25 protein-coding genes and 1 tRNA gene are annotated in these 25,577 nt (G+C 62.3%); 7 read left to right on the forward strand and 19 right to left on the reverse strand.

Features of this window, described 5'->3' with window-relative positions; translation table 11 throughout:
- Positions 1 to 136: 136 nt before the first annotated feature.
- The 6 genes from AC0L2A_RS07835 (at position 137) to AC0L2A_RS07860 (ending at position 5,012) form a co-directional block, all read left to right on the forward strand.
- Positions 137 to 1,099, forward strand: a complete 963-nt coding sequence (locus AC0L2A_RS07835) for an aspartate carbamoyltransferase catalytic subunit (protein WP_473608233.1) — start codon at positions 137 to 139, stop codon at positions 1,097 to 1,099.
- The gene (locus tag AC0L2A_RS07840) at positions 1,096 to 2,382 is read left to right on the forward strand and encodes a dihydroorotase (protein ID WP_473608234.1); all 1,287 of its coding nucleotides are present in this window, start codon (positions 1,096 to 1,098) and stop codon (positions 2,380 to 2,382) included. The genes AC0L2A_RS07835 and AC0L2A_RS07840 overlap by 4 nt, the downstream gene beginning before the upstream one ends.
- Before the next feature lie 146 nt (positions 2,383 to 2,528).
- Positions 2,529 to 3,116 (forward strand): glycerol-3-phosphate 1-O-acyltransferase PlsY, encoded by a 588-nt coding sequence (gene plsY, locus AC0L2A_RS07845; RefSeq protein WP_091593741.1) that lies wholly within the window; start codon positions 2,529 to 2,531, stop codon positions 3,114 to 3,116.
- Entirely contained in the window at positions 3,113 to 4,237 is a 1,125-nt protein-coding gene (gene dprA / locus AC0L2A_RS07850; protein ID WP_473608236.1) for a DNA-processing protein DprA, read from the forward strand. The genes plsY and dprA overlap by 4 nt, the downstream gene beginning before the upstream one ends.
- A 12-nt stretch (positions 4,238 to 4,249) precedes the next feature.
- Complete coding sequence (locus AC0L2A_RS07855) at positions 4,250 to 4,516, forward strand: hypothetical protein (RefSeq protein ID WP_473608237.1); 267 nt, start codon at positions 4,250 to 4,252, stop codon at positions 4,514 to 4,516.
- 40 nt (positions 4,517 to 4,556) lie between these two features.
- Positions 4,557 to 5,012 (forward strand): translation initiation factor 2, encoded by a 456-nt coding sequence (locus AC0L2A_RS07860; protein WP_473608239.1) that lies wholly within the window; start codon positions 4,557 to 4,559, stop codon positions 5,010 to 5,012.
- 173 nt (positions 5,013 to 5,185) lie between these two features.
- Here the strand turns inward: AC0L2A_RS07860 and AC0L2A_RS07865 are convergent.
- Positions 5,186 to 5,261, reverse strand: a tRNA-Lys gene (locus AC0L2A_RS07865).
- A 263-nt stretch (positions 5,262 to 5,524) separates the two neighbouring features.
- Between AC0L2A_RS07865 and AC0L2A_RS07870 the strand changes: the two genes are divergently transcribed.
- Positions 5,525 to 6,112: a BA14K family protein gene (locus AC0L2A_RS07870; protein ID WP_473608240.1), complete on the forward strand. Its 588-nt coding sequence runs from the start codon at positions 5,525 to 5,527 to the stop codon at positions 6,110 to 6,112.
- Between the two features lie 81 nt (positions 6,113 to 6,193).
- Here AC0L2A_RS07870 and glpK read toward each other — a convergent pair whose 3' ends face one another.
- From glpK to AC0L2A_RS07960, 18 genes are all read right to left on the reverse strand, one after another.
- Positions 6,194 to 7,687: a glycerol kinase GlpK gene (gene glpK / locus AC0L2A_RS07875; RefSeq protein WP_473608241.1), complete on the reverse strand. Its 1,494-nt coding sequence runs from the start codon at positions 7,685 to 7,687 to the stop codon at positions 6,194 to 6,196.
- A gap of 88 nt (positions 7,688 to 7,775) precedes the next feature.
- Positions 7,776 to 9,500: an ABC transporter substrate-binding protein gene (locus AC0L2A_RS07880; protein ID WP_473608242.1), complete on the reverse strand. Its 1,725-nt coding sequence runs from the start codon at positions 9,498 to 9,500 to the stop codon at positions 7,776 to 7,778.
- A 72-nt stretch (positions 9,501 to 9,572) separates the two neighbouring features.
- Positions 9,573 to 9,854 (reverse strand): DUF2160 domain-containing protein, encoded by a 282-nt coding sequence (locus AC0L2A_RS07885; protein WP_023801186.1) that lies wholly within the window; start codon positions 9,852 to 9,854, stop codon positions 9,573 to 9,575.
- A gap of 2 nt (positions 9,855 to 9,856) precedes the next feature.
- Complete coding sequence (locus tag AC0L2A_RS07890; protein ID WP_413468417.1) at positions 9,857 to 10,735, reverse strand: carbohydrate ABC transporter permease; 879 nt, start codon at positions 10,733 to 10,735, stop codon at positions 9,857 to 9,859.
- Between the two features lie 43 nt (positions 10,736 to 10,778).
- On the reverse strand, positions 10,779 to 11,645 hold the full coding sequence (locus AC0L2A_RS07895) for a carbohydrate ABC transporter permease (RefSeq protein WP_473608244.1): 867 nt from the start codon (positions 11,643 to 11,645) through the stop codon (positions 10,779 to 10,781).
- A gap of 2 nt (positions 11,646 to 11,647) precedes the next feature.
- Positions 11,648 to 12,718 carry an ABC transporter ATP-binding protein gene (locus AC0L2A_RS07900; RefSeq protein ID WP_473608245.1) on the reverse strand — a complete coding sequence of 357 codons (1,071 nt, stop codon included), beginning with the start codon at positions 12,716 to 12,718 and terminating at the stop codon, positions 11,648 to 11,650.
- A gap of 12 nt (positions 12,719 to 12,730) precedes the next feature.
- Positions 12,731 to 13,813 (reverse strand): ABC transporter ATP-binding protein, encoded by a 1,083-nt coding sequence (locus AC0L2A_RS07905; protein ID WP_287210219.1) that lies wholly within the window; start codon positions 13,811 to 13,813, stop codon positions 12,731 to 12,733.
- Positions 13,814 to 13,841: 28 nt separating this feature from the next.
- Positions 13,842 to 15,368, reverse strand: a complete 1,527-nt coding sequence (gene glpD, locus AC0L2A_RS07910) for a glycerol-3-phosphate dehydrogenase (RefSeq protein ID WP_128172388.1) — start codon at positions 15,366 to 15,368, stop codon at positions 13,842 to 13,844.
- A gap of 139 nt (positions 15,369 to 15,507) precedes the next feature.
- On the reverse strand, positions 15,508 to 16,275 hold the full coding sequence (locus tag AC0L2A_RS07915; protein WP_128172387.1) for a DeoR/GlpR family DNA-binding transcription regulator: 768 nt from the start codon (positions 16,273 to 16,275) through the stop codon (positions 15,508 to 15,510).
- 127 nt (positions 16,276 to 16,402) lie between these two features.
- Positions 16,403 to 17,812 (reverse strand): pyridoxal phosphate-dependent decarboxylase family protein, encoded by a 1,410-nt coding sequence (locus AC0L2A_RS07920; protein WP_473608246.1) that lies wholly within the window; start codon positions 17,810 to 17,812, stop codon positions 16,403 to 16,405.
- A 55-nt stretch (positions 17,813 to 17,867) separates the two neighbouring features.
- Positions 17,868 to 18,599 (reverse strand): proteasome-type protease, encoded by a 732-nt coding sequence (locus AC0L2A_RS07925; RefSeq protein WP_128172385.1) that lies wholly within the window; start codon positions 18,597 to 18,599, stop codon positions 17,868 to 17,870.
- A 32-nt stretch (positions 18,600 to 18,631) separates the two neighbouring features.
- Entirely contained in the window at positions 18,632 to 19,426 is a 795-nt protein-coding gene (locus AC0L2A_RS07930) for a transglutaminase family protein (RefSeq protein WP_287062681.1), read from the reverse strand.
- 117 nt (positions 19,427 to 19,543) lie between these two features.
- A complete protein-coding gene (locus AC0L2A_RS07935; protein WP_287174994.1) occupies positions 19,544 to 20,485 on the reverse strand; it encodes an alpha-E domain-containing protein in 942 nt (313 codons plus the stop codon).
- Between the two features lie 215 nt (positions 20,486 to 20,700).
- Positions 20,701 to 22,113 carry a circularly permuted type 2 ATP-grasp protein gene (locus tag AC0L2A_RS07940; protein WP_287222125.1) on the reverse strand — a complete coding sequence of 471 codons (1,413 nt, stop codon included), beginning with the start codon at positions 22,111 to 22,113 and terminating at the stop codon, positions 20,701 to 20,703.
- A 171-nt stretch (positions 22,114 to 22,284) separates the two neighbouring features.
- A complete protein-coding gene (locus tag AC0L2A_RS07945) occupies positions 22,285 to 22,521 on the reverse strand; it encodes an Lrp/AsnC ligand binding domain-containing protein (RefSeq protein WP_473490237.1) in 237 nt (78 codons plus the stop codon).
- A gap of 163 nt (positions 22,522 to 22,684) precedes the next feature.
- Entirely contained in the window at positions 22,685 to 23,815 is a 1,131-nt protein-coding gene (gene tgt, locus AC0L2A_RS07950) for a tRNA guanosine(34) transglycosylase Tgt (protein WP_473608248.1), read from the reverse strand.
- The gene (gene queA / locus AC0L2A_RS07955) at positions 23,812 to 24,924 is read right to left on the reverse strand and encodes a tRNA preQ1(34) S-adenosylmethionine ribosyltransferase-isomerase QueA (RefSeq protein WP_473608249.1); all 1,113 of its coding nucleotides are present in this window, start codon (positions 24,922 to 24,924) and stop codon (positions 23,812 to 23,814) included. Before queA ends, tgt begins: the two co-directional genes overlap by 4 nt.
- Before the next feature lie 122 nt (positions 24,925 to 25,046).
- On the reverse strand, positions 25,047 to 25,559 hold the full coding sequence (locus AC0L2A_RS07960) for a peptidylprolyl isomerase (protein WP_091593716.1): 513 nt from the start codon (positions 25,557 to 25,559) through the stop codon (positions 25,047 to 25,049).
- Positions 25,560 to 25,577 lie beyond the last annotated feature (18 nt).

Genomic DNA, 25,577 nt, shown 5'->3' on the forward strand with positions numbered 1-25,577 from the left:
GCCACGAATCCGAAGCCATCAGCTAGATATAGCCCAAGCGTTGCTGCGCGCGCGACGAAAATACCGGGGAGAAAGGCCGCAATCCAAAGCTGGTGCTTGCAGCCAAAGGTCCTCCACCCTATAGCAGCGCCTTGAGATGACCGACGCTTCGTCCCTGCCACTCTACCCTCACCGCCATCTTCTGGGCATCCGCGATCTTTCCCCCGCCGACATCGAGCTTTTGCTGGACAGGGCGGACCGGTCGGTCGCGATCTCGCGGCAGTCGGAGAAGAAGGCCTCGACGCTGCGTGGCCGCACCCAGATCAATCTGTTCTACGAAGCTTCGACCCGTACGCAATCGTCGTTCGAACTGGCCGGAAAACGGCTCGGCGCCGACGTCATGAACATGTCGGTGGCCAGTTCTTCGGTGAAGAAGGGCGAGACGCTGATCGACACGGCGATGACACTGAACGCCATGCATCCCGACATCCTGATCATCCGCCACCAGTCGGCGGGTGCCGCCGCGCTGCTGGCGCAAAAGGTCGGCTGCTCGGTGATCAATGCCGGCGACGGCGCCCATGAGCACCCGACGCAGGCGCTGCTCGACGCGCTGACCATCCGTCGCGCCAGGGGCCCGCTGTCGAAGCTGATCGTGGCGATCTGCGGCGACATCCTGCATTCGCGCGTGGCGCGTTCCAACATCATGCTGCTCAATGCGCTCGGCGCGCAGGTGCGCGTCGTGGCGCCGTCGACGCTTTTGCCCGCCGGCATCGAGAAAATGGGCGTGATCGTCACCCGTTCGATGGCCGAAGGGCTCAAGGACGCGGATGTGGTGATGATGCTGCGGCTGCAGCGCGAGCGCATGGAAGGCGCCTTCGTGCCTTCGGTGCGTGAGTATTTCCACTATTTCGGCCTCGACGCCGAGAAGCTGAAAGTGGCCAAGGACGGCGCTCTGGTCATGCACCCCGGCCCGATGAACCGCGGCGTCGAGATCGCCTCGGAAATCGCCGACGGTCCGCAGAGCGTCATCCAGGAGCAGGTGGAGATGGGTGTCGCCGTGCGCATGGCGGTGATGGAAGCGCTGCTCGATCCCCGCCGCAATCGCGAACTTGCCCGATGAGCACAACGGTCTTCAGCCGGGCCCGCATCGTTGATCCGTCGCGCGGCATTGACGAGGTCGGCACTGTCATTGTCGAGGGCCGCAAGATCGTCGCTGCCGGCAAGGCGGCCTTGAACCAGGGCGCTCCGCAAGATGCTAATGTCATCGACTGCGCCGGCAAGGCAATCATTCCCGGCCTGATCGATGCGCGCGTCTTCATCGGCGAACCGGGCGGCGAACACCGCGAGACCATCGCTTCGGCCAGCGTGGCGGCGGCCGCCGGCGGCGTCACTTCCATCGTCATGATGCCCGACACCGACCCGGTGATCGACAATGTCGCGCTGGTCGAATTCGTGCTGCGCACCGCCAAGGACACGGCCATCGTCAACATCTTTCCGGCGGCGGCGATCACCAAGGGGCTCGAAGGCCGCGAGATGACCGAATTCGGCCTGCTGCGCGAGGCCGGCGCGATCGCCTTCACCGACGGGCGGCACACCATAGCAAGCGCACTGGTGATGCGCCGCGCGCTGACCTATGCGCGCGATTTCGGCGGCGTGATCGCGCATGAAACCCAGGACGCCGACCTCGCTTCGTCAGGTGTCATGAACGAAGGCCTCTATGCCAGCTGGCTCGGCCTTGCCGGCATTCCGCGCGAGGCCGAGTCCATTCCGCTGGAGCGCGACCTTGCGCTGGCGCGGCTGACTGGCGGCGCCTATCACGCGGCCAAGATTTCGACTGCGATGGCGGCAAACGCGGTAACGAGGGCCAAGGCCGACGGCGCCAAAGTCACAGCAGGCGTCTCGATCCACAATCTGTCGCTCAACGAGAACGATGTCGGCGAATACCGCACCTTCTTCCGGCTGACGCCGCCGCTGCGCGCCGAGGAGGACCGGCTGGCGATGATCGAGGCGGTCAAGGACGGCACCATCGACATCATCGTATCCTCGCACGACCCGCAGGACGTCGACACCAAGCGGCTGCCTTTCGCCGACGCCGCGGCCGGTGCCATCGGACTGGAAACGCTGCTCGGCGCGGCGCTGCGGCTCTACCACATTGGCGATATGACGCTGCTCAGGTTGGTTGAGACGTTGTCCACTGCGCCGGCAAGACTGTTCGGCCTGCCCGGCGGCACGCTGAAGCCGGGTGCGGTCGCCGACCTTGCGCTGGTCGATCTCGACGAGCCATGGATCGTCAGCGAAAGCGGCATCCGTTCGCGCTCGAAAAACACCTGTTTCGAAGGCGCACGGCTGCAGGGCAAGGTCTTGCAAACGATGGTGGCGGGCCGCACAGTGTTTTCAGCCTAATGCATGTCGCGCAAAAGCATGCCCTCGGACCTGACCCGAGGGTGCGCAGCGGTTTTGCGATTACGACATGCATAAGAGAACAACCTAAAGCGCGTCGCATGAGGCCGGTCAAACGCGACGCGCTTTAGGGCATATACGGGGGAACAATGGCTTACGGCATCGTCTTGGCGCTGGTGTTCGGCTATCTGCTCGGCTCGATCCCGTTCGGCCTGCTGATCACCCGTGCCGCCGGCCTTGGCGACGTCCGCAACATCGGCTCCGGCAATATCGGCGCCACCAATGTGCTGCGCACCGGCAACAAGGGCCTGGCTGCCGCCACGCTGCTGCTCGACGCGCTCAAAGGCACGGCGGCGGTGCTGATCGCCGGTTACTTTGCCCCGGAGCTCGGGCTCTGGGCCGGTCTCGGCGCCTTTTTCGGCCATCTCTTCCCGGTCTGGCTCGGTTTCAAGGGCGGCAAGGGGGTCGCCACCTATCTCGGCGTGCTGATCGCTCTTGCCTGGCAGGTGGCGCTGATCTTTGCCGTCGTCTGGCTGGCCATGGCTTTCCTGTTCCGCTATTCCTCGCTGGCGGCGCTGACGGCAGCAATCGTCGTGCCGATCGCGCTCTATGTCCTCAGCACGCCCGAGATTGCCGGGCTGTTCGCGCTGATGAGCCTGATCGTCATCATAAAACACCGGGCCAACATTACCCGGCTGCTGGCCGGCACCGAGAACAAGATCGGAGCCAGGGAGTGAGCCAGCGCGCCGCCGGGACGCGGCTCAGCGACCGGCAGCGGTTGAGCTGGCTTCGTTTGATCCGCACGCCGAATGTCGGTGCGGCCACCTTTCGCGACCTGATCAACCGTTTTGGCTCGGCCGAGACGGCGCTCGAGATGCTGCCCGAGCTGATGGTTTCGGGCGGCGCCAGAAAGGCCGTCCGCATCCCGACGGTGGCCGAGGCCGAGGCGGAACTGGAGACCGCACGGCGCGCCGGCGCCCGCTTCGTCGGCATTGGCGAGGCCGACTATCCGCCGCTGATGAAAAGCATGGACCATCCGCCGCCGCTGCTCGCGGTCAAGGGCGAAGGCGCGGTGTTCCGGCTGCCGGCGGTCGCCATAGTCGGCGCCCGCAACGCCTCGCTGGCCGGCATCAAGATGGCGCGGACGCTCGCCGCCGAACTCGGCCGCGACGGTTTTGGCATCGTCTCCGGCCTGGCGCGCGGCATCGACACGGCAGCCCATCAGGGCAGCCTTGCGTCAGGCACGATCGGTGTGCTGGCCGGCGGCCTCGACCTGCCCTACCCGCCCGAGAATGCCGCACTGTGCAACGAGATTGCCGAGCGCGGCGGTGCCGTCATTTCAGAGATGCCGTTCGGCTGGCAGCCGCGCGCCCAGGATTTCCCGCGCCGCAACCGCCTTGTCGCCGGTGCGGCATTGGGGCTGGTCGTGGTCGAGGCGGCGCTGCGCTCCGGCTCGCTGATCAGCGCCAGGCTTGCCGGCGAGATGGGCCGGCTGGTCTTCGCCGTCCCCGGCTCGCCGCTCGATCCGCGCGCCGCCGGCGCCAACGCCTTGCTCAAGGACGGCGCCACCCTGGTTACCGAGGCATCGGATATCACCAGCGCGATCGCGCCGCTGGTCGGCGCACTGGCGCCAAGGACGGCGTCGTTCGAAGAGCCGCCCGACTTTTCGGCAACGCCGCCACCCGGCGAAGGCGACCGCGCCCGCGTCATCGAAGCGCTCGGCCCAACGCCGGTGGCGATCGACGAAATCATCCGCCACACCGGCCTGCATCCCGCCCAGGTTTTCATGGTGCTGCTGGAACTCGACCTCGCCGGCCGGCTGGAGCGCCACGCCGGCGGCAATGTCTCGCTGGTGTGATCGAGACGATTGTTGAAAAAACCTGGCTCGACGCCGCTAGCCCGGATGCCTTTCGTCAGTGACATCGAATGCGTGCTGAACGTCGATCCGGAGCCGCAAATGCAACCTGTATTTCCGGGCATACCGATGACCGAGTCGGTTGCCGATTTCCTCCATCGATGCGCGCGATCCCGGCGGCATACGGGGCGGCGGAAGAAAGGTCTGAACGCCCCCTTCCGCCGCTTTTTACTGTGGAATGAGCACGCTTTGGCGCAAATAAATTCGACAAAAGCCGGCTGATCTGCCAGCCTTTGCTGGGGCTTATGGGGGAACTTTCACAATGAAATCTGCGATTGGCGGCCTGGTGGCCGTCTCGATGCTGTGCGGCTGCGCGTCGGCCGTGCGCGGCACGACCGAAAAGGTGGTCATCAATGCGACGCCGGATGCGTCGGTGCGCACGTCGCTCGGGCACTCTTGCCCGACTTCGCCATGCACCGTCGAGGTTAGCCGGAAGACCGAATTCACCGCCTACGCCGAAAAGGAAGGCTATCAGCCGGGCAGTCTTTTTATCGGCACCAAGTTCAGCGGCGGAGGCGCCGCTGGCCTCGCCGGTAATATTCTGATCGGCGGAATCATTGGCATGGGCGTCGATGCGGCGACCGGTGCGACACTGGATCATTTTCCCAACCCGGCGGTGATCGCCCTAGAGCCAGTGGGCTCGGCAAAGTCGAGCACGACAGTGGTCCCTCCGGCAACGTCAAAACCGGGCAAGCCGGCTTCCCCGCCTGTTTCCTGAATCGCGCCTGGCCGCGTGAATCAGCACGCCACAAAGCTTGCGGCTTTCGGCGTGAGAATAACGGCGAACGGCCCGTGCGGCTTTTGCAGCCGCACGGGTCGCAAAAAGTCGCACGGTTCCGGCTCTGTTCCAAACGCCAAAACGCTAACCCATTGATTTAGCACGTGAAAAAATGGTGAGCGCGCAGGGATTCGAACCCTGGACCTACTGATTAAAAGTCAGTTGCTCTACCGGCTGAGCTACGCGCTCCCGCGGGCTCAGGATGCCGCCCTCGAAATTGCGCGGAACATAGGGAGAGTGTCTCGAACGGTCAACCGGAAAAAGAGGCCTCGCGAGCCGGACTTTTCGCGGTCTCCTGACGCCTCGCAAACCGTCTTGACAAGATCGGAGCGGCTGTCTCGCACAAAAGCCGAGACGCATTACAAATCAGCAGCTTGCTATTTTTCGCGGAACAATTGCGCAACCTCCCCGTTTTTATCGGCACAAGGGACGACGCTATCAAGGAGAAGACCATGAACAAAATCATGTCGGGCTTGCTGGCGACCGTGCTGTCAGCGTCTTTCGCTGTAGCGCAGATCGTGCCCGTCAACGCTCAGCCCATCTACGTGCCGCTGGGTCAGAACGTCTCGTCGGATGTCCAGACCGTTCAGGATGAACGGTGGTGGAGGTGGAGGGATCGGGATTTCTCCCGTCGCGATTTCCGTCGCGGCCGCGACTTCCGCCGCGATTTTTCTCGCCGTGATTTCCGTCGCGATTTTTCTCGCCGCGAGTTCCGTCGCAATTTCTCCCGCCGTGACTTTTCCCGTCGCGATTTTCGTCGTTTCGCCCGTAACGACGATTTCAGGTATTGGCGCGGCTATCGCGGCTATCGCTACTATCGTCCTGGCTATCGTCGCTACAACGACTACTGGTTCCCGCTGGCGGCCTTCGCCACTGGCGCGCTGATCACCGGCGCGATCATGAACAACCAGAGCCGCCGCATCTATCGCGGCGATGCCCACGTGGAGTGGTGCTACAGCCGCTACAGATCTTACCGGGCCTACGACAACACGTTTAAGCCTTACTACGGCCCCCGCCGGCAGTGCATCTCGCCCTATTGATAAGCCAGGGCAGAGTTGAATAAGCTTGTTGAAGAGTCTGCGCCGGCAACGGCGCAGGCTCTATCCTTCTGGTGCGCGAATCTACAGCGGGCTCAGTGTCCGGCGCACAGCATGGCGCCAACCCGCCAGCTTTGCGGAACGGACCGATGAATCCATGTCCGGTCGAAAACGTCGCTGCAGCGCCCAGCTCCTGGCGAATTCCCTTGTCTTCGGCCAGACGCCCGCCTTCGAACCGGCCAGCCATGCCGCGCCGAGCGCCGTCGTCTCCAAAATGGTCGGACGGTCGACCGGCGCATCGAGGATGTCGGCAAGCCGCTGCATCGTCCAGTCCGACGCCACCATGCCGCCATCGACCCTGAGAACGGTCTTCGCTGACGCGCTCTTCCAGTCCCTGCGCATCGCGTCGAGCAGGTCGCGCGTCTGGAACGCGACTGATTCGAGCGCCGCACGGGCAAATTCCGCCGGACCCGAATTGCGGGTCAGTCCAAAAATGGCGCCGCGCGCCTCGGCATCCCAATGCGGCGCGCCAAGCCCGACGAAAGCCGGCACCAGGTAGACTTGCTGAGTCGGGTCGGCGCTCGCAGCCAGCACGCCGCTCTGCTCGGCCTTGCCGATCACCTTGATGCCGTCGCGCAGCCATTGCACGGCAGCACCGGCGATGAAGATCGACCCTTCCAGCGCATAGGTGGTCTTGCCGTTCAGCCTGTAGGCAATGGTCGTCAGCAGGCGGTTCTTCGAGCGCACCAGATCGCTGCCGGTGTTGAGCAGCGCGAAGCAGCCGGTGCCATAGGTCGATTTCATCATGCCCGGCTCGAAACAGGCCTGACCGATGGTCGCCGCGTGCTGGTCGCCGGCCACACCGAGGATCCTTATCTCTGCGCCGAACAGGCTTTTCTCCGTGATTCCATAGTCGTCGGCGCAATCCTTCACCTGCGGCAGCATGCTTGCCGGTATACCGAGAATGGCCAGGAGCTCGTCGTCCCAGGCATTCTTTTCGATGTTGTAGACCAGCGTGCGCGAGGCGTTGGTGGCATCGGTGGCGTGAACCTTGCCGCCGGTCAGCCGCCAGATCAGAAAGCTGTCGATGGTGCCGGCCAGCAATTCGCCGTTCTCGGCGCGTTTTCTGGCGCCCTTCACCTTGTCCAGCATCCAGGCGATCTTGGTGCCGGAGAAATAGGGATCGAGCAGCAGGCCGGTCTTCCTGGTGAACTTCTTCTCCAGCCCCTGCTTCTTCAATTTCTGGCACAGCGGCGCGGTGCGGCGGTCCTGCCAGACGATCGCGTTGTGGATCGGCTTGCCGGTCGCCCTGTCCCAGATGACGACGGTCTCGCGCTGGTTGGTGATGCCGATTGCCGCGACATCCGATGCATCGCGGCCGGCGCTCTTCAGCGCAGCTTTCGTCGTCGCCAAAACACTCGACCAGATTTCCTCCGGATCATGCTCTACCCAGCCGGAGGCCGGATAATGCTGGGTGAATTCCTTCTGGCCGCTGCCTACGACCTTCATGTCACCGTCGAACAGGATCGCCCGGCTCGACGTCGTCCCCTGGTCGATTGCTAGGATAAAGCCAGTCATTCTCACTCCCTCGGCACAAACAGGGGAGACGGCAAGATGCCGCCTCCCCCGATTGGTGCGATGCGGGCGCGAACGCCCGGACCGATGCTCAGTTGCTCCAGCTCTTGACCAGCTCGTCGTAGTTGATGGTCTGCGGCTTGTCCTTCTCCGGCTCGATCTTCAGCTGCGGCGCGAGATTGCCCTTGGCGACGGCATCGGCGTTCCACTCCTCCAGGGTCTTTTCCTCGGCGAGTTTCGGTCCGATGTCGCCCTGCACGCCGGCGCGCTCGAGGCGCTCAAGCACCTCTTCCTGCTCGGCACAGAGCGAGTCCATCGCCTCCTGCGGAGTTTTGGCACCCGACGAGGCGTCGCCGATCGCCTGCCACCAAAGCTGTGCCAGCTTCGGATAGTCAGGGACGTTCGTACCCGTCGGCGACCACTGGACGCGGGCCGGCGAGCGGTAGAACTCGATCAGGCCGCCGAGCTTCGGGGCGCGGTCCGTGAAGCTCTTGTGCTGGATCGTGCTCTCGCGGATCAGCGTCAGGCCGACATGGGCTTTCTTAACGTCGACTGTCTTCGAGGTGACGAACTGCGCGTAAAGCCAGGCTGCCTTGGCGCGGTCGTCGGGCGTCGACTTGAGGAGCGTCCAGGAACCCACGTCCTGGTAGCCGAGCTTCATGCCTTCCTTCCAGTACACCCCATGCGGCGACGGAGCGAAGCGCCATTTCGGCGTACCGTCCTCGTTCACGACGGGAAGGCCGTCCTCCACCATGTTGGCGGTGAAGGCCGTGTACATGAACATCTGCTGGGCAATTTCGCCCTGCGCCGGAACTGGTCCGGATTCCGAGAAGGTCATGCCCTGGGCAGCGGCCGGAGCGTAAGCTTTCATCCAGTCGAGATATTTCTGGATGGCATAGACCGACGCCGGACCGTTGGTGTCGCCGCCGCGAGCCACACAGGAGCCGACGGGCCGCGACTTCTCGTCGACCTTGATGCCCCATTCGTCGACCGGAAGACCATTCGGCAGCCCCTTGTCACCATTGCCGGCCATCGAAAGCCAGGCATCGGTGAAGCGCCAGCCGAGCGACGGGTCCTTCTTGCCGTAGTCCATATGGCCGTAGACCTTCTTGCCATCGATCTCGCGGCCGGTGAAGAATTCGGCGATGTCCTCATAGGCCGACCAGTTGACGGGAACGCCGAGGTCGTAGCCGTACTTCGCCTTGAAGTCCGCCTTGTTCTTCTCGTCGTTGAACCAGTCGTAGCGGAACCAGTAGAGGTTGGCGAACTGCTGGTCGGGCAGCTGGTAAAGGTCGCCGTCCGGAGCCGTCGTGAACTTGGTGCCGATGAAGTCGGCGAGGTCGAGGTTCGGGTTGGTGACGTCCTTGCCCTCGTTCGCCATCCAGTCGGTCAGGCTGCGTGCCTGCTGGTAGCGCCAATGGGTGCCGATCAGGTCGGAGTCGTTGACATAGGCGTCGTAGATGTTTTCGCCCGACTGCATCTGCGTCTGCAGCTTTTCGACAACATCGCCTTCGCCGATCAGATCATGGGTGATCTTGATGCCGGTGATGTCGGTGAACGCCTTGGCCAGCGTCGCCGATTCATAAGAGTGCGTCGCGATGGTTTCCGAGACGACCTTGATGTCCATGCCCGCAAAGGGCTTTGCAGCATCGATGAACCACTGCATCTCGGCTTCCTGGCCGGCGCGATCGAGCGTCGACAGGTCCTTGATCTCGGCGTCGAGAAACGCCTTGGCTTCGTCCATTCCGGCATAGGCCTGGCCGGCTCCGAGGAGCAGGACCAGAGCAGTCGTTGACGTCAGAAATTGCCTTCGCATGTATTTCCTCCACTGTTCAGTTCCAAGTGCTATCTGGAGCAGCCCCCGGGGATGCTCCAACAGTTTCCCCCTCTATACGTAGCGGAACACGCCGATGGCGTAGACCACGGAGAGAGCGAGAGCCCACCACAGGTTGGGTCCGACAAGACCCAGCCAAGCGAGATGGATAAAGGCGCTGCCAAGCAGCGATAGGAAGAGACGGTCGCCCCGCGTCGTCTCGAAGCGCAAGACGCCGATGCGCGGATTGCCGCCAGGCGAGGCATATTCCCAGACCGCCATGCCGCAGAGCAGCAGGAAGATGGTGCCGAAGAAGGCGGCGGTCGGCCAGGTCCAGGCCATCCAGGAGAAGCTCATGATCAAACCCTCCCCAGGGCAAAGCCCTTGGCGATATAATTTCGCACGAACCAGATGACGAGCGCGCCCGGAAGGATGGTGAGCACGCCGGCTGCAGCGAGCACACCCCAGTCGAGGCCCGAGGCCGAGACCGTGCGCGTCATGATCGCGGCGATCGGTTTTGCCGCGGTCGTGGTCAGCGTCCGCGCGATCAGCAGCTCCACCCACGAGAACATGAAGCAGAAGAAGCAGGCCACGCCGACACCGCTCGCGATCAGCGGCATGAATATCCTGAGGAAGAAGCGCGGGAAGGAATAGCCGTCGATATAGGCGGTCTCATCGATTTCCTTCGGCACGCCCGACATGAAGCCTTCAAGGATCCAGACCGCCAGCGGCACGTTGAACAGGCAGTGCGCCAGCGCCACGGCGATGTGCGTGTCGATCAGGCCGAAAGCCGAATAGAGCTGGAAGAACGGCAGCGCGAACACCGCCGGCGGCGCCATGCGGTTGGTCAGCAGCCAGAAGAACAGATGCTTGTCGCCGAGAAAACGGTAGCGCGAGAAGGCATAGGCTGCCGGAAGCGCCACGGCGACGGAAATCACCGTGTTCATAACCACATAGATGATCGAGTTGATGTAGCCCCTGTACCAGGACGGATCATTGAAAATGACCGCATAATTGGCAAGCGTCGGGTTTCTCGGCCAAAGCGAGAAGGCGCCGAGGATCTCCTGGTTGGTCTTGAAGCTCATATTGACCAGCCAGTAGATCGGCAGCATCAGGAAGATGATGTAGATCGTCGGCACCAGCCACCAGAACCGTGACTCCTCGCCGCGTCGCCGCATCTTGCGGGCCAGCGCGGCGTTCGCCGTCTGCGCTTCCGCTGTAGCGGGGGTCTGCCGCATCAGCGTTCGTTCGTTGGCCGTGGTTTCCTCGAGGCGCGCCATCTCACCGCTCCGCATCGTAGGCTGTCATGACGGTGTAGAACACCCAGGACAGAAGCATGACAATCAGGAAATAGATGATCGACATGGCCGCCGCCTCACCGAGGTTGAACTCGCCGATGGCCAGCTTCACCAGATCGATCGACAGGAAAGTGGTGGTGTTGCCAGGCCCGCCGCCGGTGACGACGAACGGTTCCGTGTAGATCATGAAACTGTCCATGAAGCGCAGCAGAACCGCGATCAGCAGCACCCGGTTCATCTTCGGCAACTGGATGTAGCGGAAGATCGCCCAGCGCGACGCCCCATCGATCTTGGCAGCCTGGTAATAGGCGTCGGGGATCGAAACCAATCCTGCGTAGCAGAGCAGGACTACGAGGCTCGTCCAGTGCCAGACGTCCATGACAATGACGGTGATCCAGGCGTCGAACGGGTCGTTGACATAGTTGTAGTCGAAGCCGAGCGCGCGCAACGTATATCCGAGCAGGCCGATGTCGACGCGGCCGAACACCTGCCAGATCGTGCCGACTACGTTCCACGGGATGAGCAGCGGCAGCGCCATCAGCACCAGGCAGACCGGAACGCCCCAGCCCTTCTTGGGCATGTTGAGCGCGATGAAGATGCCGAGCGGAATCTCGATGACCAGGATGATGGCCGAGAAAATCAGGTTGCGGCCCATCGCTTCCCAAAACCGGTCGGAATGCAGGATTTCCTCAAACCATTCCGCGCCCGCCCAGAAGAAGACGTTGTTGCCGAAAGTGTCCTGCACCGAATAATTCACGACCGTCATCAGCGGGATGATCGCCGAGAAAGCCACCAGCAACAGCACCGGCAGCACCATGAACCAGGCCTTGTTGTTCCAGGTCCTTCCCATGCTCAGCCTCCCATCTCGACGCGCCAGGAATCGGCATAGATGTTGATGCCGGCCGGGTCGAAAGCGATCTTCGGATCGGCGGGAATGTCCTCGTCCTCGCCGATAATCGCCGCGATGTCGCGGCCTTCGAAACTGGCGCGCACCACCTTGTGGCGGCCGATGTCCTCGACCTTGCGGATTGAAACCGGCATGCCGCTGGCGCCAAGCCTGACATATTCGGGGCGGATGCCGAGTTCGATCGCACCGGTGATCCCGGCCTTGGGCGCGCCCGGCAATTCGATGGTCTGGCTGCCGAGCCGCGCGCTCCTGCCTTCGACCGCGACCGGCATGACGTTCATGCCCGGCGAACCGATGAAATAGCCGACGAATGTATGCTTGGGACGCTCGAACAGTTCGGCTGGAGAGCCGATCTGCACGATCTCGCCCTCATACATGACGACGACGTTCTCGGCGAAGGTGAGCGCCTCAGTCTGGTCGTGCGTGACATAGACCATGGTGAAACCGAAGCGCCTGTGCAGCTGCTTCAACTGCGAGCGCAGCACCCACTTCATATGCGGGTCGATGACGGTCAGCGGCTCGTCGAACAGGATCGCGTTGACATCGGAGCGCACCAGCCCGCGTCCGAGCGAGATCTTCTGCTTCTGGTCGGCGGTCAGCCCCCTCGCCTTTCGCGTGGCCATGTCGGCCAGACCGGTCATGTCAAGGGTTTCACGCACCTTGCGGTCGACGTCGGGTTCCGCAACGCCGCGGTTGCGCAGCGGGAAGGCCAGATTGTCGTAGACCGTCATGGTGTCGTAGATGACCGGGAACTGGAACACCTGAGCTATGTTGCGCTCCTGCGTCGACAGATTGGTGACGTCCTTGCCGTCGAACAGAAGTTCGCCGTGCGACGGATACAACAGGCCGGAAATGATGTTGAGCAGCGTGGTCTTGCCGCAGCCCGACGGCCCCAGCAGCGCATAGGCGCCGCCGTCCTCGAAGGCGTGATGCACCTCCTTCAGCGCATAGTCCTTGTCCGACTTCGGATGCGGCCCGTAGGCGTGACGGATGTGATTGCAGTCGATGCGCGCCATGTGCCCTCCTCCTCAAGCCGCCAGCATCTGTGGCGGCGCGGCCGAGCGGCCGTTCGCGTCGAACACCATGATGTGCCGCGGGTCGATGAACACCTCGATGGTCTGGTCCGGCTCGAACACCAGGATGCCGTGCTCAAGCATGACCCAGCGGACATCGGCGAAATCGAGATGCACAAAACTTTCAGAACCGGTAATCTCGGTGACCGAGACCTTGGCTCTCACCGCCACCGCCGACGGGCTCGGCCGGGCAAGGGAGAGATGGTGGGGCTGGAAGCCGATCGTGTAACTCGTATCGGCAATACTGACGAGTTCAGCCGGCACCGGGAGGCTCACCCCACCTTCGAGAAGGAAGCTCGAACCGCTCTTCTTCAGCACGATCGTGTTGAGGGGCGGATCGGCGAACGTCCTGGCCGTGACGAGGTCGTTCGGCCTGCGGAAGACGTCGATCGTCGGGCCGAACTGGGTGATGCGGCCTTCGGAAAGCGTCGCGGTGTTGCCGCCGAGCAGCAAGGCTTCGTGCGGCTCGGTCGTGGCGTAGACGAAGATGGTGCCGGTTGCCGCAAAAATCTTCGGCAATTCCGCGCGCAACTCCTCGCGCAGCTTGTAGTCGAGGTTGGCGAGCGGCTCGTCGAGCAGCACGAGGCTGGCGTTCTTGACGATGGCGCGCGCCAGCGCGGTGCGCTGCTGCTGGCCGCCGGAGAGGCTGAGCGGCGTGCGGTCGAGAAAGGGCGTCAGCTTGAGAAGGGCTGCGGCATTGCGCACCTCCTTGTCGATCTTTGCCCGCTCGGCACCGGCCACCCTCAGCGGCGAGGCGATATTCTCGTAAACGGTCATCGCCGGATAGTTGATGAACTGCTGGTAGACCATGGCGACGTTGCGCTTCTGCACCGGGATGCCGGTGACATCCTTGCCATCGAACCAGACCGAGCCGGATGTCGGCACGTCAAGGCCGGCCATCAGCCGCATCAGGCTGGTCTTGCCGGAAAGCGTCGGCCCGAGCAGGACGTTGAGCGAGCCATGCTGAAGCGTCAGCGACACGTCGCGTATGTGCTCCGCCGCGCCGACCGTCTTCGACACGTTTCTCAGTTCCAGCATGATGCCTCCTCCCAGGCTTTCTGCATGACTATTCGGCAGCCGCGACATGGCGCCGGCTTATGCCGCGCATGAATTCGTCGAGCGCTGCCGCCTGCTCGCGGCTCAGTTGCAGGCCGCGCTTGGTCCTGCGCCACAATACATCTTCGGCCGTCATCGCCCATTCATTTTGAACGAGATAGCGTACCTCGGCCTCGTAGAGATCGGCGCCAAAGTTGCGGCCAAGGTCGGCATTCGACCTGGCGAGGCCCAGCAGCATCCTTGCGCGAGTCCCGTAAAGCCGGGTCAGGCGGCGCGCCAGACGCGCATCGAGGAACGGATAGGCCGTTTTCAGTTTCGCCACTTCGGCGTCGAAGCCGCTCGCCGGGAAATCGCCGCCCGGCAGCGGCGCGTTTGCCGTCCACGGCTTGCCGCGCTTGCCGAGAAAACCCTCGATTTTCTCGAGCATCGATTCCGACAGCCGGCGATAGGTGGTGATCTTGCCGCCGAAGGTGTTGACGATCGGCGCCGTGCCTTCGCCGCCGTCGGTCTTCAGCACATAATCGCGGGTCGCTTCCTGCGCCTTCGAGGCGCCGTCGTCATAAAGCGGGCGCACGGCGGAATAGGTCCAGACGATGTCCGAACGCTTGACCGGTTGCGCGAAATATTCGCTCGCCGCAGCACAGAGGTAATCGATCTCGGCATCGCTGATCTTCACGTCGCGCGGGTCGCCGGAAAAGTCCTGGTCGGTGGTGCCGATCAGGGTGAACTCTTCCTCGTAGGGGATGGCAAAGATGATGCGGCCATCCTTGTTCTGAAAGAAATAGGCGCGCGGATCGTCGAATTTCTTGCTGATAACGATATGGCTGCCCTGTACCAACCGGACATTGTGCACGTCGTTCAACCCGACCGTAGCCGACAGCACGTGGTCGACCCATGGGCCGGCGGCGTTGACCAAAAGCCGCGCCTTGACCTCCTCGGTGTCGCCGGTCTGCGTGTTTTGCAGCCTGACCGTCCAGAACTCGCCTTCACGGCGTGCGTCGACGACTTTCGTGCGGGTTCGTATCGTTGCGCCGCGATCGGCCGCGTCGCGGGCGTTCAACGCCACCAGCCGCGCATCGTTGACCCAGCCGTCGGAATATTCGAAGGCCCTGCGAAACAACGGCTTCAGCGGCTTGCCGGCTGGGTCGTTTGCCATGTCCAGCGTCTTGGTCGCCGGCAGCAATTTGCGCCCGCCAATGTGGTCGTAGAGGAAAAGGCCGAGCCTGATCAGCCAGGCCGGGCGCAGTCCCTTGGCATAGGGCAGCACGAAGCGCATCGGCCAGATGATGTGCGGCGCGTTCTTCCAAAGGATCTCGCGCTCCATCAGCGCCTCGCGCACCAGGCGGAACTCATAGAACTCCAGATAGCGCAAGCCGCCATGGATCAGTTTGGTCGAGCCCGAGGACGTGCCGCTGGCCAGATCGTTCATCTCGGCAAGAAACACCGAGAAGCCGCGCCCAACCGCATCGCGGGCAATGCCGCAGCCGTTGATACCGCCACCGATGACGAAGATGTCATGGATCGGGGATGCGCTCACAAAAAGTCCTCCCGGATTTCGCATTGCAGCATTTTTAGGTTTTTACGAAACCGTGTCGGGATTATTTCGAAATAGGAACGAATGTCAAACGAAATATAAACAGCGGGAGTTACCGCAACGGCACCATCAACGGTCCCATCTAGGAGAGCGAGGTTTCGATCAGTTGAACCTCTGCTTCCTGGCAGATCTTGCGCACCGACGGGATGTCGCAGCGGTCGGTGATGAAAGTGTTGACCTGCGACAGGTGGCCGATGCGAACCGGCGCCGTCCGCTCGAACTTGGTCTGGTCGGAAACGAGGATGACATGCCGGGCATTGGCGATGATCGCCTGCGCCACCTTCACCTCGCGAAAATCGAAATCGAGCAACGCACCGTCATGGTCGATCGCCGAGGCGCCGATCACCGCGTAGTCGACTTTGAACTGCCTGATGAAATCGACCGCCGCCTCGCCGACCACACCGCCGTCGGAACCACGCACGACGCCGCCGGCAATAACAACTTCGATGGAAGGATATATGCGCATCCTGTTGGCAACATTGATATTGTTGGTGATGACCATCAGGCCGGCATGATCGAGAAGCGCCTTGCTGACCGACTCCGTCGTGGTGCCGATATTGATGAACAGCGAGGCATTGTCCGGGATCAGCCTGGCTGCGGCGCGGCCGATCGCCTCCTTCTCGTCGGCGGCGATCTTGCGCCTCGCCTCATATTCCATGTTCTCGATGCCGGACGGGAACAGCGCCCCGCCATGGATACGGGAAAGCAGGCGCTGGTCGCACAGATCGTTGAGGTCCTTGCGGATGGTCTGCGGCGTCACGTTGAAATGCGTTGCCAGATCCTCGACCAGCACGCGGCCATTGTCCTTGGCCATCTGGATGATCTCGGAATGACGCGGCGACAGATACATCGGTGACCTCCCGTTTTCGTTTTCCTTGTCTATAGCGAAAAACGAAAGCGGTGAAAAGGCATGGGGCCGGCTAACGAAAAATGCATGCGTCCAAAGACAAACCTCGACGCAACTTCGCCGACCAATTTCAGGCCAGCCGGCGGGCGATTTCGGTGATGACCTCGAATGCGGTGTCGACATCCGCCGCCGTCGTCTCGAACTGGCCGACCTGAAAGCGGATCGCGACCCGCCCGTCCACCCGTGTCTGCGTCAGGTAGATGCGGCCATCGTCGTTGATTGCGTTGACCAACCGTAGGTTGTGTTGGCCCGATTCGGTGCCGGCCACCAAATGCCGGAACGAGAACAGCGACAGCATCGGTTCGGTGACGATCTCGAAATCCGGCTCTTCGGCCAGCCGCGCGGCGAGACGTTCGCTCCAGGCGACATGGTTGCGGATCATGGTCCGCAGATTTTCCAGCCCGTGGGCGCGCAGCAGGAACCACAGTTTTAGCGCACGAAAACGCCTGCCGAGCGGCACCGACCATTCGGAATAGTTGATGATGCCGTCACGCCCATGCGTCCTCAGGAATTCGGGCTTGATGGCCAGCGTGCGAACGAGATCCTCCGGCTGGCGGATGAACTGAACCGAGCAATCGAACTGCGCACCCAACCATTTGTGCGGATTGAAGACGATGGAATCCGCGTGCTCGGCGCCGGCCCAGAAATGGCGAAACTCGGGGCAGATCATCGCTGATCCGGCCCATGCGGCATCGACATGCAGATAGAGCCCATGGCGCTTGGCCACCGCAGCAACGCCGGCAACGTCATCCGTGCCACCGGTGCTGGTGCCGCCGACGCTGGCGATGATGCCAGCCGGCAGCATGCCATTTTCGCGATCGGCGACGATTGCTGCTTCTAGGGCGATGACATCCATTGCGCGGAAGCGGCCGGCAACCGGAATGCGCACGAGATTGTCCTCGCCGACGCCCGACACCCAGATCGCCCGGTCGATGGAGGTGTGGACCTGATCGGAAGAATAGACGCGCAATATCGGCTGGCCTTGCAGGCCCTTCTTGTTGCCCTGCCAGTCGAGCGCGCGCTCGCGCATGGTCAGCACGGCGGCGAGCGTCGCCGACGATGCCGAATCCTGCATGACGCCGGAAAACCCTTCCGGCAGGCCAAGCGCCTGGCGCATCCAGTCGACGACGCGCGTCTCGAGTTCGGTCGCTGCCGGCGAAGTCTGCCAGAGCATGCATTGCGCGGCCATCGCCGAGACCAGATATTCGGCCACCACCGAGACCGGTGCGGCATTGGCCGGGAAATAGGCGAAGAAGCGCGGATGCTGCCAATGCGTCATGCCCGGCAGGATTTTTTGCTCGAAATCGGCGAAGATTGCCTGCATCGTTTCACCATGTTCCGGCGGCGAGACGTCGATGCTTCCAAAGATTTCACCCGGCTCGACGAGCGGCCGCACCGGTCTTTCGCGAAGTGTGCTCCTGTAGTCGGCACCCCATTCGGCCGCGTGCAGCGACCACTCCCGAAATTCGTCGCTATTCATCTTGCTCTCCGTCGCATCGAGCCCAGCGGTCAAAGAGCACGAAAAACGGACGCTTTCACTCGGGAAAGTCAGGCAGGCTCGCAAAAGCAGCCTTCAGTGCATTCGACCAGCCGTCCGAGATCGTCCGATAATATTGGTCGTCTTGGGCTATCCGCTTCTTCAGGCTGACCTTGAAAGCGTCCTTTTCGTAGAACAGCAGGTCGAGCGGCAGACCAACCGACAGGTTCGATTTCAGCGTCGAGTCGAACGACACCAGCAGCAGTTTCACCGTCTCGGCGAAACTCATCGCCTTCTCATAGGCGCGGATGATGATCGGCTTGCCATATTTGGTCTCGCCGATCTGGAAGAACGGCGTGTCGTCGGTCGATTCGATGAAATTGCCTTCCGGATAGATCATGAACAGCCGCGGCGCGCTGCCCTTGATCTGGCCGCCGAGGATGAAGGAGGCATTGAAGTAGGAATCCGCCTTTTCGCCCGCCGGCGACGAACTGGCGATGACTTCCTTGACGGTGTCGCCGACCAGCCGCACCGTCTGGTACATCGACGGCGTTTCAAGCAGCGTGGCGTGGCGATCGGCCACTGCCTTGGTGCGCTCGTCGAGCAGGCTGACGACAGCTTGCGTCGTCGCCAGATTGCCGGCCGACATCAGCACGATGACGCGCTCGCCCGGCTGCTCCCAGACATGCATCTTCTTGAAGGTAGAGATCGAATCCATGCCGGCATTGGTGCGCGTGTCCGACATGAACACGAGCCCGCGATCGATCTTCAAGCCGACGCAATAGGTCATCGAATCCCTTTGGCAGCAAATCTTGCCGGGGATTACTGCTCCACGGTGACGGTCACCGCAAGCTGTTCTTCCGCTTGTCCCAGCCGAATTCCTGATACGGGCGTGGCATCGCGGTAATCACGGCCGGTTGCCACCTTCACATAGCGTTCGTCGGGCGAAATGCCGTTGGCGACGTCGAACGCGACCCAACCAAGGCCCGCAACATGCGCTTCGGCCCAGGCATGGCTCGCCGCCTGCTCGACCGCCGCATCCATCATCAAATAGCCGCTGACGTAGCGGGCCGGAAACCCCATGGCGCGCGCGGCGGCGGCAAAGATGTGGCTGTGGTCCTGGCAGACGCCGGTCTTGAGCGCCAGCGCGTCCTCGGCCGGGGTCGCCGCGTTGGTGGTGCCCGGCGTATAGGCGACGCGCTCGCCGATCACCGCCATCAGCCGGTGCAGCCTTTCGATATCGGCCCCCTCGCCGACCGAGGCCGCGAGTTCGCGAATACCGCCGCCGATCGTGGTCAACGGCGTTTCCTGGCCAAACAACCACAGCGGCGCGAAACCCTGATGCGGCCCGCTGACGCCTGATGTGTCGCGTGTCACCACCTCGCCCGATGCCTCGACGGTGATGAAATCGCGCTCGCCTTCGACGCTCAAAAGCCGCGTGTCGTTGCCGAAATGGTCGGTGAAGCGCACCTCTTCGCGTGCCCCTTCGATCTTCAGCGCCCAGGACAAGACGGTCTGTGTCGGTCCGCTGACTGGAAGCAGCCGCAGCCGCTGCAACAGATAGTGCACCGGCGCATCGTAGCGGTATTCGGTCCTGTGAGTGATCTTCAGCCGCATTGCTCTCGTCCCCTGAGCATGATCTTTTCCGGAAACCGGCTTCCACTTTCCGGGATCATGCACGTCCCCCGAGCATGATCTTTCCCGGAAACCGGCTTCCACTTTCCGGGATCATGCTCAATTAAACCTGTAGTCCTGCGCGATCTCGTCGCCGAGCCTGATGTTGTCGCGGATGAAATTGGCCAGGAATTCATGCAGGCCGGCGTCGAATATGTCCTTGATCGAGCCGGCGGCCAGCATGGCCTGGGTCTTGCCGGCTGTCACATGACAGGCATGGCGCTCACCATAATCATCACCCAGGAATCTGAGATGCTCCGTCAGGAAACGGTAGCAGAAGGTCAGTGAGCGCGGCATGCGAACGTTGAGGATCAGATAATCGGCAATGTTGGTCGGCTTGTAGTCGGCCTCGTAGACCCAGCGATAGGAGCGATGCGCCGACACCGAACGCAGGATCGATTCCCACTGGTAGTTGTCGAGCGTGGAGCCGACCCACGAGATCGACGGCAACAGCACGTAGTATTTCACGTCCAGGATGCGCGCCGTGTTGTCGGCGCGTTCGACATAAGTGCCGAGCTGCGAGAAATCGAAGATCTCGTTGCGCAGCATGGTGCCGTAGAACGAGCCGCGGATCAGTGCCGTTTCGCGCTTGATCGCGTCGAGCACGCTGGGCAGGTCGCGTTCGTCGATCGGCTTGGCCAGCATGCGCTTCAGCGACATCCAAGCTTCGTTGATGCTTTCCCAGGTTTCGCGCGTCAATGCGGTGCGCACCATGCGGGCATTGTTACGGGCCGTTTCGATCGACGTCATCGTGCTCGACGGGTTGGATGTGTCGCGCAGCAGGAAATCGGCAACGTTGGCGGCGGTATAGTCGGAATATTTCTGCGTGAAGGCAGCGTCCGAACCGGCACTGAGCAGCACCGAATTCCACTCTTCGGAGGCGTTCTGGGTGCGGGTCAGCGCCATCCGCAGCCCGGCATCGACCAGCCGCGCCATGTTTTCCGCCCGCTCGATGTAGCGGTTCATCCAGTAGAGCCCGTTGGCGGTGCGGCCGAGAAGCATTCTACGCGGTCCTTCGGACGGTGAACGGTGAATGGTGAATGGTGAATGGCCAAATTTTTCCAGGGCACGACGCCGCGTGCTTCATTTCAGGGCATTTCACCAACATCAACGACATGTCATCCTTATCTATTCACTATTCACTATTCACTATTCACTATTCACTATTCACTATTCACTATTCACTATTCACTATTCACTACTCGCTACTTCCCACTCTAATCATCCAGCACCCACGTATCCTTCGTCCCGCCGCCCTGCGAGGAGTTGACCACCAGCGAGCCTTCCTTCAGCGCCACACGCGTCAGCCCGCCCGGCACGATCTGGATGCGATCAGATACCAGCACGTAGGGCCTGAGATCGACATGGCGCGGCGCCAGTCCCTTGTCGGTCAGGATCGGACAGGTCGACAGCGCCAGCGTCGGCTGGGCGATGTAGTTCGACGGTCTTGCCGCGAGTTTCTTGGAAAAATCCTCGCATTCCTTCTTGGTAGCGGCCGGCCCGACCAGCATGCCGTAGCCGCCGGAGCCATGCACCTCCTTCACCACCAGCTCGTCTATATGTTCGAGCACGTATTTCAGGCTGTCCGGCTCCGAGCAGCGCCAAGTCGGGATGTTGCCGAGGATTGCCTTGCGACCGGTGTAGAATTCAACGATCTCGGGCATGTAGGAATAGATCGCCTTGTCGTCGGCGATGCCGGTTCCCGGTGCATTGGCGATGGTGATGTTGCCGGCACGGTAGACATCCATGATGCCCGGCACACCCAGTGCCGAGTCCGGACGGAAGGTCAGCGGATCGAGGAAAGAATCGTCCACCCTTCGATAAAGCACGTCGATCTGCTTGTAGCCTTCGGTCGTGCGCATCGCGACGTGGCCATCGACGACGCGCAGATCCTGCCCCTCGACAAGCTGCACACCCATCTGGTCGGCAAGGAAGGCATGTTCGAAATAGGCGGAGTTGAAGCTGCCCGGCGTCAGCACGGCAATGGTCGGCGCGCCCTTGGTGCCTTGCGGCCGCACTGCCGCCAGCGACTGGCGCAAGAGCTGCGGATAGTTTTCCACCGGCCGCACCTTGATCTGCTGGAACAACTCGGGAAAGAGCTGCATCATCGTCTCGCGGTTCTCCAGCATGTAGGAGACGCCGGACGGCGTGCGCGCATTGTCCTCCAGCACGTAGAATTCGTTCTCGCTGATGCGAACGATATCGACGCCGATGATATGGGTGTAGACACCGGCCGGCGGCCGCACTCCGATCATCTCCGGCAGGAACGCCTCGTTCTTGGCGATCAATTCCTTGGGGACGCGCCCGGCGCGCAAAATCTCCTGGCGGTGGTAGATATCGTCGAGAAAGGCGTTCAGCGCCTGGACGCGTTGCTCGATGCCTTGCGTCAGCCGTCGCCATTCATTGCCGGAAATGATGCGCGGAACGATGTCGAAGGGGATAAGGCGCTCGGAGGCTTCCTGCTCGCCATAGACGGCAAAGGTGATGCCGGTCTTGCGAAAGACGCGTTCGGCGTCCTGCATCTTTTCGGTAAGCCTGGCCGGATCCTGCTCCTTCAGCCAGCGATCGTAAGCCGAATACGGTTTTCTCAATCCGGAGATTTCCGGAAGCATTTCGTCGAACGCTGCCAATCGCTTACTCCCTGTCAGGCCATTTCACTGGCGTCACCGGAGAAAATCAAGCGCAATCGGTGATTTGGAGGATGTTGGCGATCAGTATGTCGCGACCTGCCTAAAATTAGGGCAGCGCCGATAAGCCTGGGTCAGGCTTTGCCTTGTGCCCGGGCAGGTGGCAGGCGCCGCTCAGAACGCGCGGAAGGTGACCACCGTAAACGTGTCCTTGATGCCGGGAAGAGTCTGCACCTTCTCGTTGACGAAGTGGCCGATGTCTTCATCGTCGTCGACATAAAATTTGGCGAGCAGATCGTAGTCGCCGGCTGTCGAGTAGATTTCCGAGGCGATCTCGGCATCGGCCAATGCGCCGGCAACGTCATAGGACTTGCCCAGATCGCACTTTATCTGCACGAAAAATGCCTTCATTGCCCGGTCCTGCTCAAGCTTGCACGCACAGGCCGCCCTTGTGGCAGACTGCCGCCCGGCTTTCAAGCATCAGGACAGCGCTCAGGCAGAAGCGGACCAGCCAAACGGCGGATGTATGCGGGCGCTGAAACCGTGCATCTCTGCTGAGCACCTGAGGGCTCGATCACATCGCCGGGATATCGCCCCTGGCCCAGCCCTCGGAAATTTCCGCCGCCCGCGCCTCGAACGCGCCGGCTTCGATGGCGGCACGAATGTCCTGCATCAGCTTCTGGTAGTAGGAAAGATTGTTCCAGGTCAGCAGCATCGCTCCCAGCGCCTCTTGCGAGCGGACCAGATGGTGCAGGTAGGCGCGTGAATAATCTCTGGCGGCCGGGCAGTCGCTCTCCTCGTCCAGCGGGCGCGGATCGTCGGCATGGCGGGCGTTGCGCAGATTGACCTTGCCGCGCCTTGTATAGGCGAGGCCATGGCGGCCGGCGCGTGTCGGCATCACGCAATCGAACATGTCGATGCCGCGCGCCACCGATTTCAATATGTCGTCGGGCGTGCCGACACCCATCAGATAGCGCGGCCTGTCCGCCGGCAGCTCCGGGCAGGTGATGTCGAGCATGTCGAGCATCACCGCTTGCGGCTCGCCGACCGCCAGCCCGCCGATCGCGTAGCCCTTGAGGTCCATCGCTTTCAGCGCCTGCGCGGAGCGCAGCCGCAGGGCCGCTATGTCGCCGCCCTGGACGATGCCGAACATCGCCTTGCCCGGCTGGTCGCCAAACGCCGTCCTGCAACGCTCGGCCCAGCGCAGCGACAGCTCCATCGCCCGCTCGATCTCCTTCTCCATGGCCGGCAGCGCGGTGCATTCGTCGAGCTGCATCTGGATGTCGGCGCCGAGCAGTCCCTGGATTTCGATCGAGCGCTCGGGCGACATCTCATAGGCGGCGCCGTCGATATGGGAGCGGAAGGTGACGCCCTTTTCGGTCAGTTTCCTCAGCTTCGACAGCGACATCACCTGGAAGCCGCCGCTGTCGGTCAGGATCGGATGCGGCCAGCGGGCGAATTCATGCAGACCGCCAAGCCGCGCCACACGCTCGGCGCCCGGCCGCAGCATCAGATGATACGTGTTGCCAAGGATAATGTCCGAGCCGACGCCGCGCACCTGATCCATATACATGGTCTTGACCGTGCCGCCGGTGCCGACCGGCATGAAGGCCGGCGTACGGATTTCTCCGCGCGGCATGGTGATGGAGCCGCGCCGCGCTTTGCCGTCGGTCGCCAACACCTTGAAGGTGAACGCTTTAGTCATTGAATTCCTTGTTCTATACCGGGCGCGCGTCCATCGTTCTCCTGCTTGAGCAGCAGACTTGCATCTCCGTAGGAGTAGAACCTGTAGCGGTTCTCGATGGCATGCGCATAGGCCGCACGCATCGTTTCCAGACCGCAAAACGCCGAAACCAGCATGAACAGCGTTGAGCGCGGCAGATGGAAATTGGTCATCAGCATGTCGGCGGCCTTGAAGCGATAGCCGGGCGTGATGAAGATATCGGTCGGACCCGACCATCCAGCCAGCATGCCGTCCTTCCGCGCGGCGCTCTCCAGCAGGCGCAGCGATGTCGTGCCGACGGCGATGATGCGCCCGCCACGCGCCTTTGCCGCGTTCAGCGCCCTGGCGGTTTCCGGACTGACCGAACCGATCTCGGCATGCATCTTGTGATCGGCGGTGTCGTCGACTTTCACCGGCAGGAACGTGCCGGCGCCGACATGCAGGGTGACGAAGCGCCGTTCGACGCCCTTGGCATCGAGCGCGGCGAAAAGCTCGGGCGTGAAATGCAGGCCGGCAGTGGGGGCCGCCACAGCCCCCTCCTCCCTGGCATAGATGGTCTGGTAGTCGCTGCGATCGCGTTCGTCGTCGTCGCGCTTCGAAGCGATATAAGGCGGCAGCGGAATGTGGCCGACGGCGTGCAGCGCCTCATCGAGAAACGGACCTGAGAGGTCAAAACCAAGCAAAGCCTCGCCGGCCTCGCCCTTCTCGATCACCGTGGCATCGAGCTGGCCGAGAAAGCAGGAATTGGCGTCATGGCCGAAATGGATGCGGTCACCGGCGGCGATGCGCTTGCCCGGCCGCATGAAAGCCAGCCAGCGGTCCGGCGCCACCCGCATGTGCAGCGTGGCTTCGATTTGCGCCGCCGCTTCGCCGCGCCGCCTGATGCCCTTCAACTGTGCCGGAATGACCTTGGTGTCGTTGAAGACCAGCACGTCACCGGTCTCGATCAGCGACGGCAGCTCGCGCACCGTCCGGTCTTCGAGACCTTCACCCGGCCTGACAACCAGCATTTTGGCGCTGTCGCGCGGTTCTGCCGGTCGAAGCGCGATGCGCTCCTCCGGCAGATCAAAGTCGAAAAGATCGACGCGCAAGAGAATCCCGCCTCAGAATTTCGGGCAGGTCACCGCCCAGGCGCCAGCGAACGACCCCGTCGCCAGCGCCGGAGCGGCCGCCGCGGCAAGCATCAGAGTGATAGCCGCGACAGCCGAGGAGGTCATTTCACGTCGGCCGCGACCTTCAGCGACACGATCTTGTCGGGATCCGGCACCGGCTCGCCGCGCTTGATCTTGTCGACATTGTCCATGCCTTCGATGACCTGGCCCCAGACCGTGTATTGGCGGTTGAGGAAGGCGGCATCGTCGAAGCAGATGAAGAATTGCGAATTGGCCGAGTTCGGGTTCTGCGAGCGCGCCATCGAGCAGGTGCCGCGGCCGTGATTGGCGTTGGAGAACTCCGCCTTCAGGTCGGGCTTGTCGGAGCCGCCGGTGCCGGCGCGCGCCGGTGCGAAAGAGGGCTTGCTGGAATTGCCGAATTTCACGTCGCCGGTCTGCGCCATGAAACCGTCGATGACGCGGTGGAACACCACGCCGTCATAAGCGCCTTCGCGCGCCAGTTCCTTGATGCGGCCGACATGGCCAGGCGCCAGATCGGGAAACAGTTCGATGACGACCTTGCCCTTGGTCGTTTCCATGATGAGCGCGTTCTCGCGGTCCTTGATCTCGGCCATGTCAGAATATCCTTTTGA

It is taken from the genome of Mesorhizobium sp. WSM4844, assembly GCF_055811775.1.

Coding starts and splice junctions, on each gene's coding strand:
- AC0L2A_RS07890 (WP_413468417.1), bottom strand. CDS start 10,735: ATGCGGCAGACCCCCGCTACAGCGGAAGCGCAGACGGCGAACGCCGCG.
- AC0L2A_RS07870 (WP_473608240.1), top strand. CDS start 5,525: ATGAACAAAATCATGTCGGGCTTGCTGGCGACCGTGCTGTCAGCGTCT.
- AC0L2A_RS07905 (WP_287210219.1), bottom strand. CDS start 13,813: ATGCTGGAACTGAGAAACGTGTCGAAGACGGTCGGCGCGGCGGAGCAC.
- AC0L2A_RS07835 (WP_473608233.1), top strand. CDS start 137: ATGACCGACGCTTCGTCCCTGCCACTCTACCCTCACCGCCATCTTCTG.
- AC0L2A_RS07920 (WP_473608246.1), bottom strand. CDS start 17,812: ATGAATAGCGACGAATTTCGGGAGTGGTCGCTGCACGCGGCCGAATGG.
- glpK (WP_473608241.1), bottom strand. CDS start 7,687: ATGACTGGCTTTATCCTAGCAATCGACCAGGGGACGACGTCGAGCCGG.
- plsY (WP_091593741.1), top strand. CDS start 2,529: ATGGCTTACGGCATCGTCTTGGCGCTGGTGTTCGGCTATCTGCTCGGC.
- tgt (WP_473608248.1), bottom strand. CDS start 23,815: ATGACTAAAGCGTTCACCTTCAAGGTGTTGGCGACCGACGGCAAAGCG.
- AC0L2A_RS07915 (WP_128172387.1), bottom strand. CDS start 16,275: ATGTATCTGTCGCCGCGTCATTCCGAGATCATCCAGATGGCCAAGGAC.
- AC0L2A_RS07885 (WP_023801186.1), bottom strand. CDS start 9,854: ATGAGCTTCTCCTGGATGGCCTGGACCTGGCCGACCGCCGCCTTCTTC.
- AC0L2A_RS07960 (WP_091593716.1), bottom strand. CDS start 25,559: ATGGCCGAGATCAAGGACCGCGAGAACGCGCTCATCATGGAAACGACC.
- AC0L2A_RS07895 (WP_473608244.1), bottom strand. CDS start 11,645: ATGGGAAGGACCTGGAACAACAAGGCCTGGTTCATGGTGCTGCCGGTG.
- AC0L2A_RS07945 (WP_473490237.1), bottom strand. CDS start 22,521: ATGAAGGCATTTTTCGTGCAGATAAAGTGCGATCTGGGCAAGTCCTAT.
- AC0L2A_RS07860 (WP_473608239.1), top strand. CDS start 4,557: ATGAAATCTGCGATTGGCGGCCTGGTGGCCGTCTCGATGCTGTGCGGC.
- AC0L2A_RS07840 (WP_473608234.1), top strand. CDS start 1,096: ATGAGCACAACGGTCTTCAGCCGGGCCCGCATCGTTGATCCGTCGCGC.
- AC0L2A_RS07900 (WP_473608245.1), bottom strand. CDS start 12,718: ATGGCGCGCATCGACTGCAATCACATCCGTCACGCCTACGGGCCGCAT.
- AC0L2A_RS07935 (WP_287174994.1), bottom strand. CDS start 20,485: ATGCTTCTCGGCCGCACCGCCAACGGGCTCTACTGGATGAACCGCTAC.
- AC0L2A_RS07930 (WP_287062681.1), bottom strand. CDS start 19,426: ATGCGGCTGAAGATCACTCACAGGACCGAATACCGCTACGATGCGCCG.
- AC0L2A_RS07880 (WP_473608242.1), bottom strand. CDS start 9,500: ATGCGAAGGCAATTTCTGACGTCAACGACTGCTCTGGTCCTGCTCCTC.
- AC0L2A_RS07925 (WP_128172385.1), bottom strand. CDS start 18,599: ATGACCTATTGCGTCGGCTTGAAGATCGATCGCGGGCTCGTGTTCATG.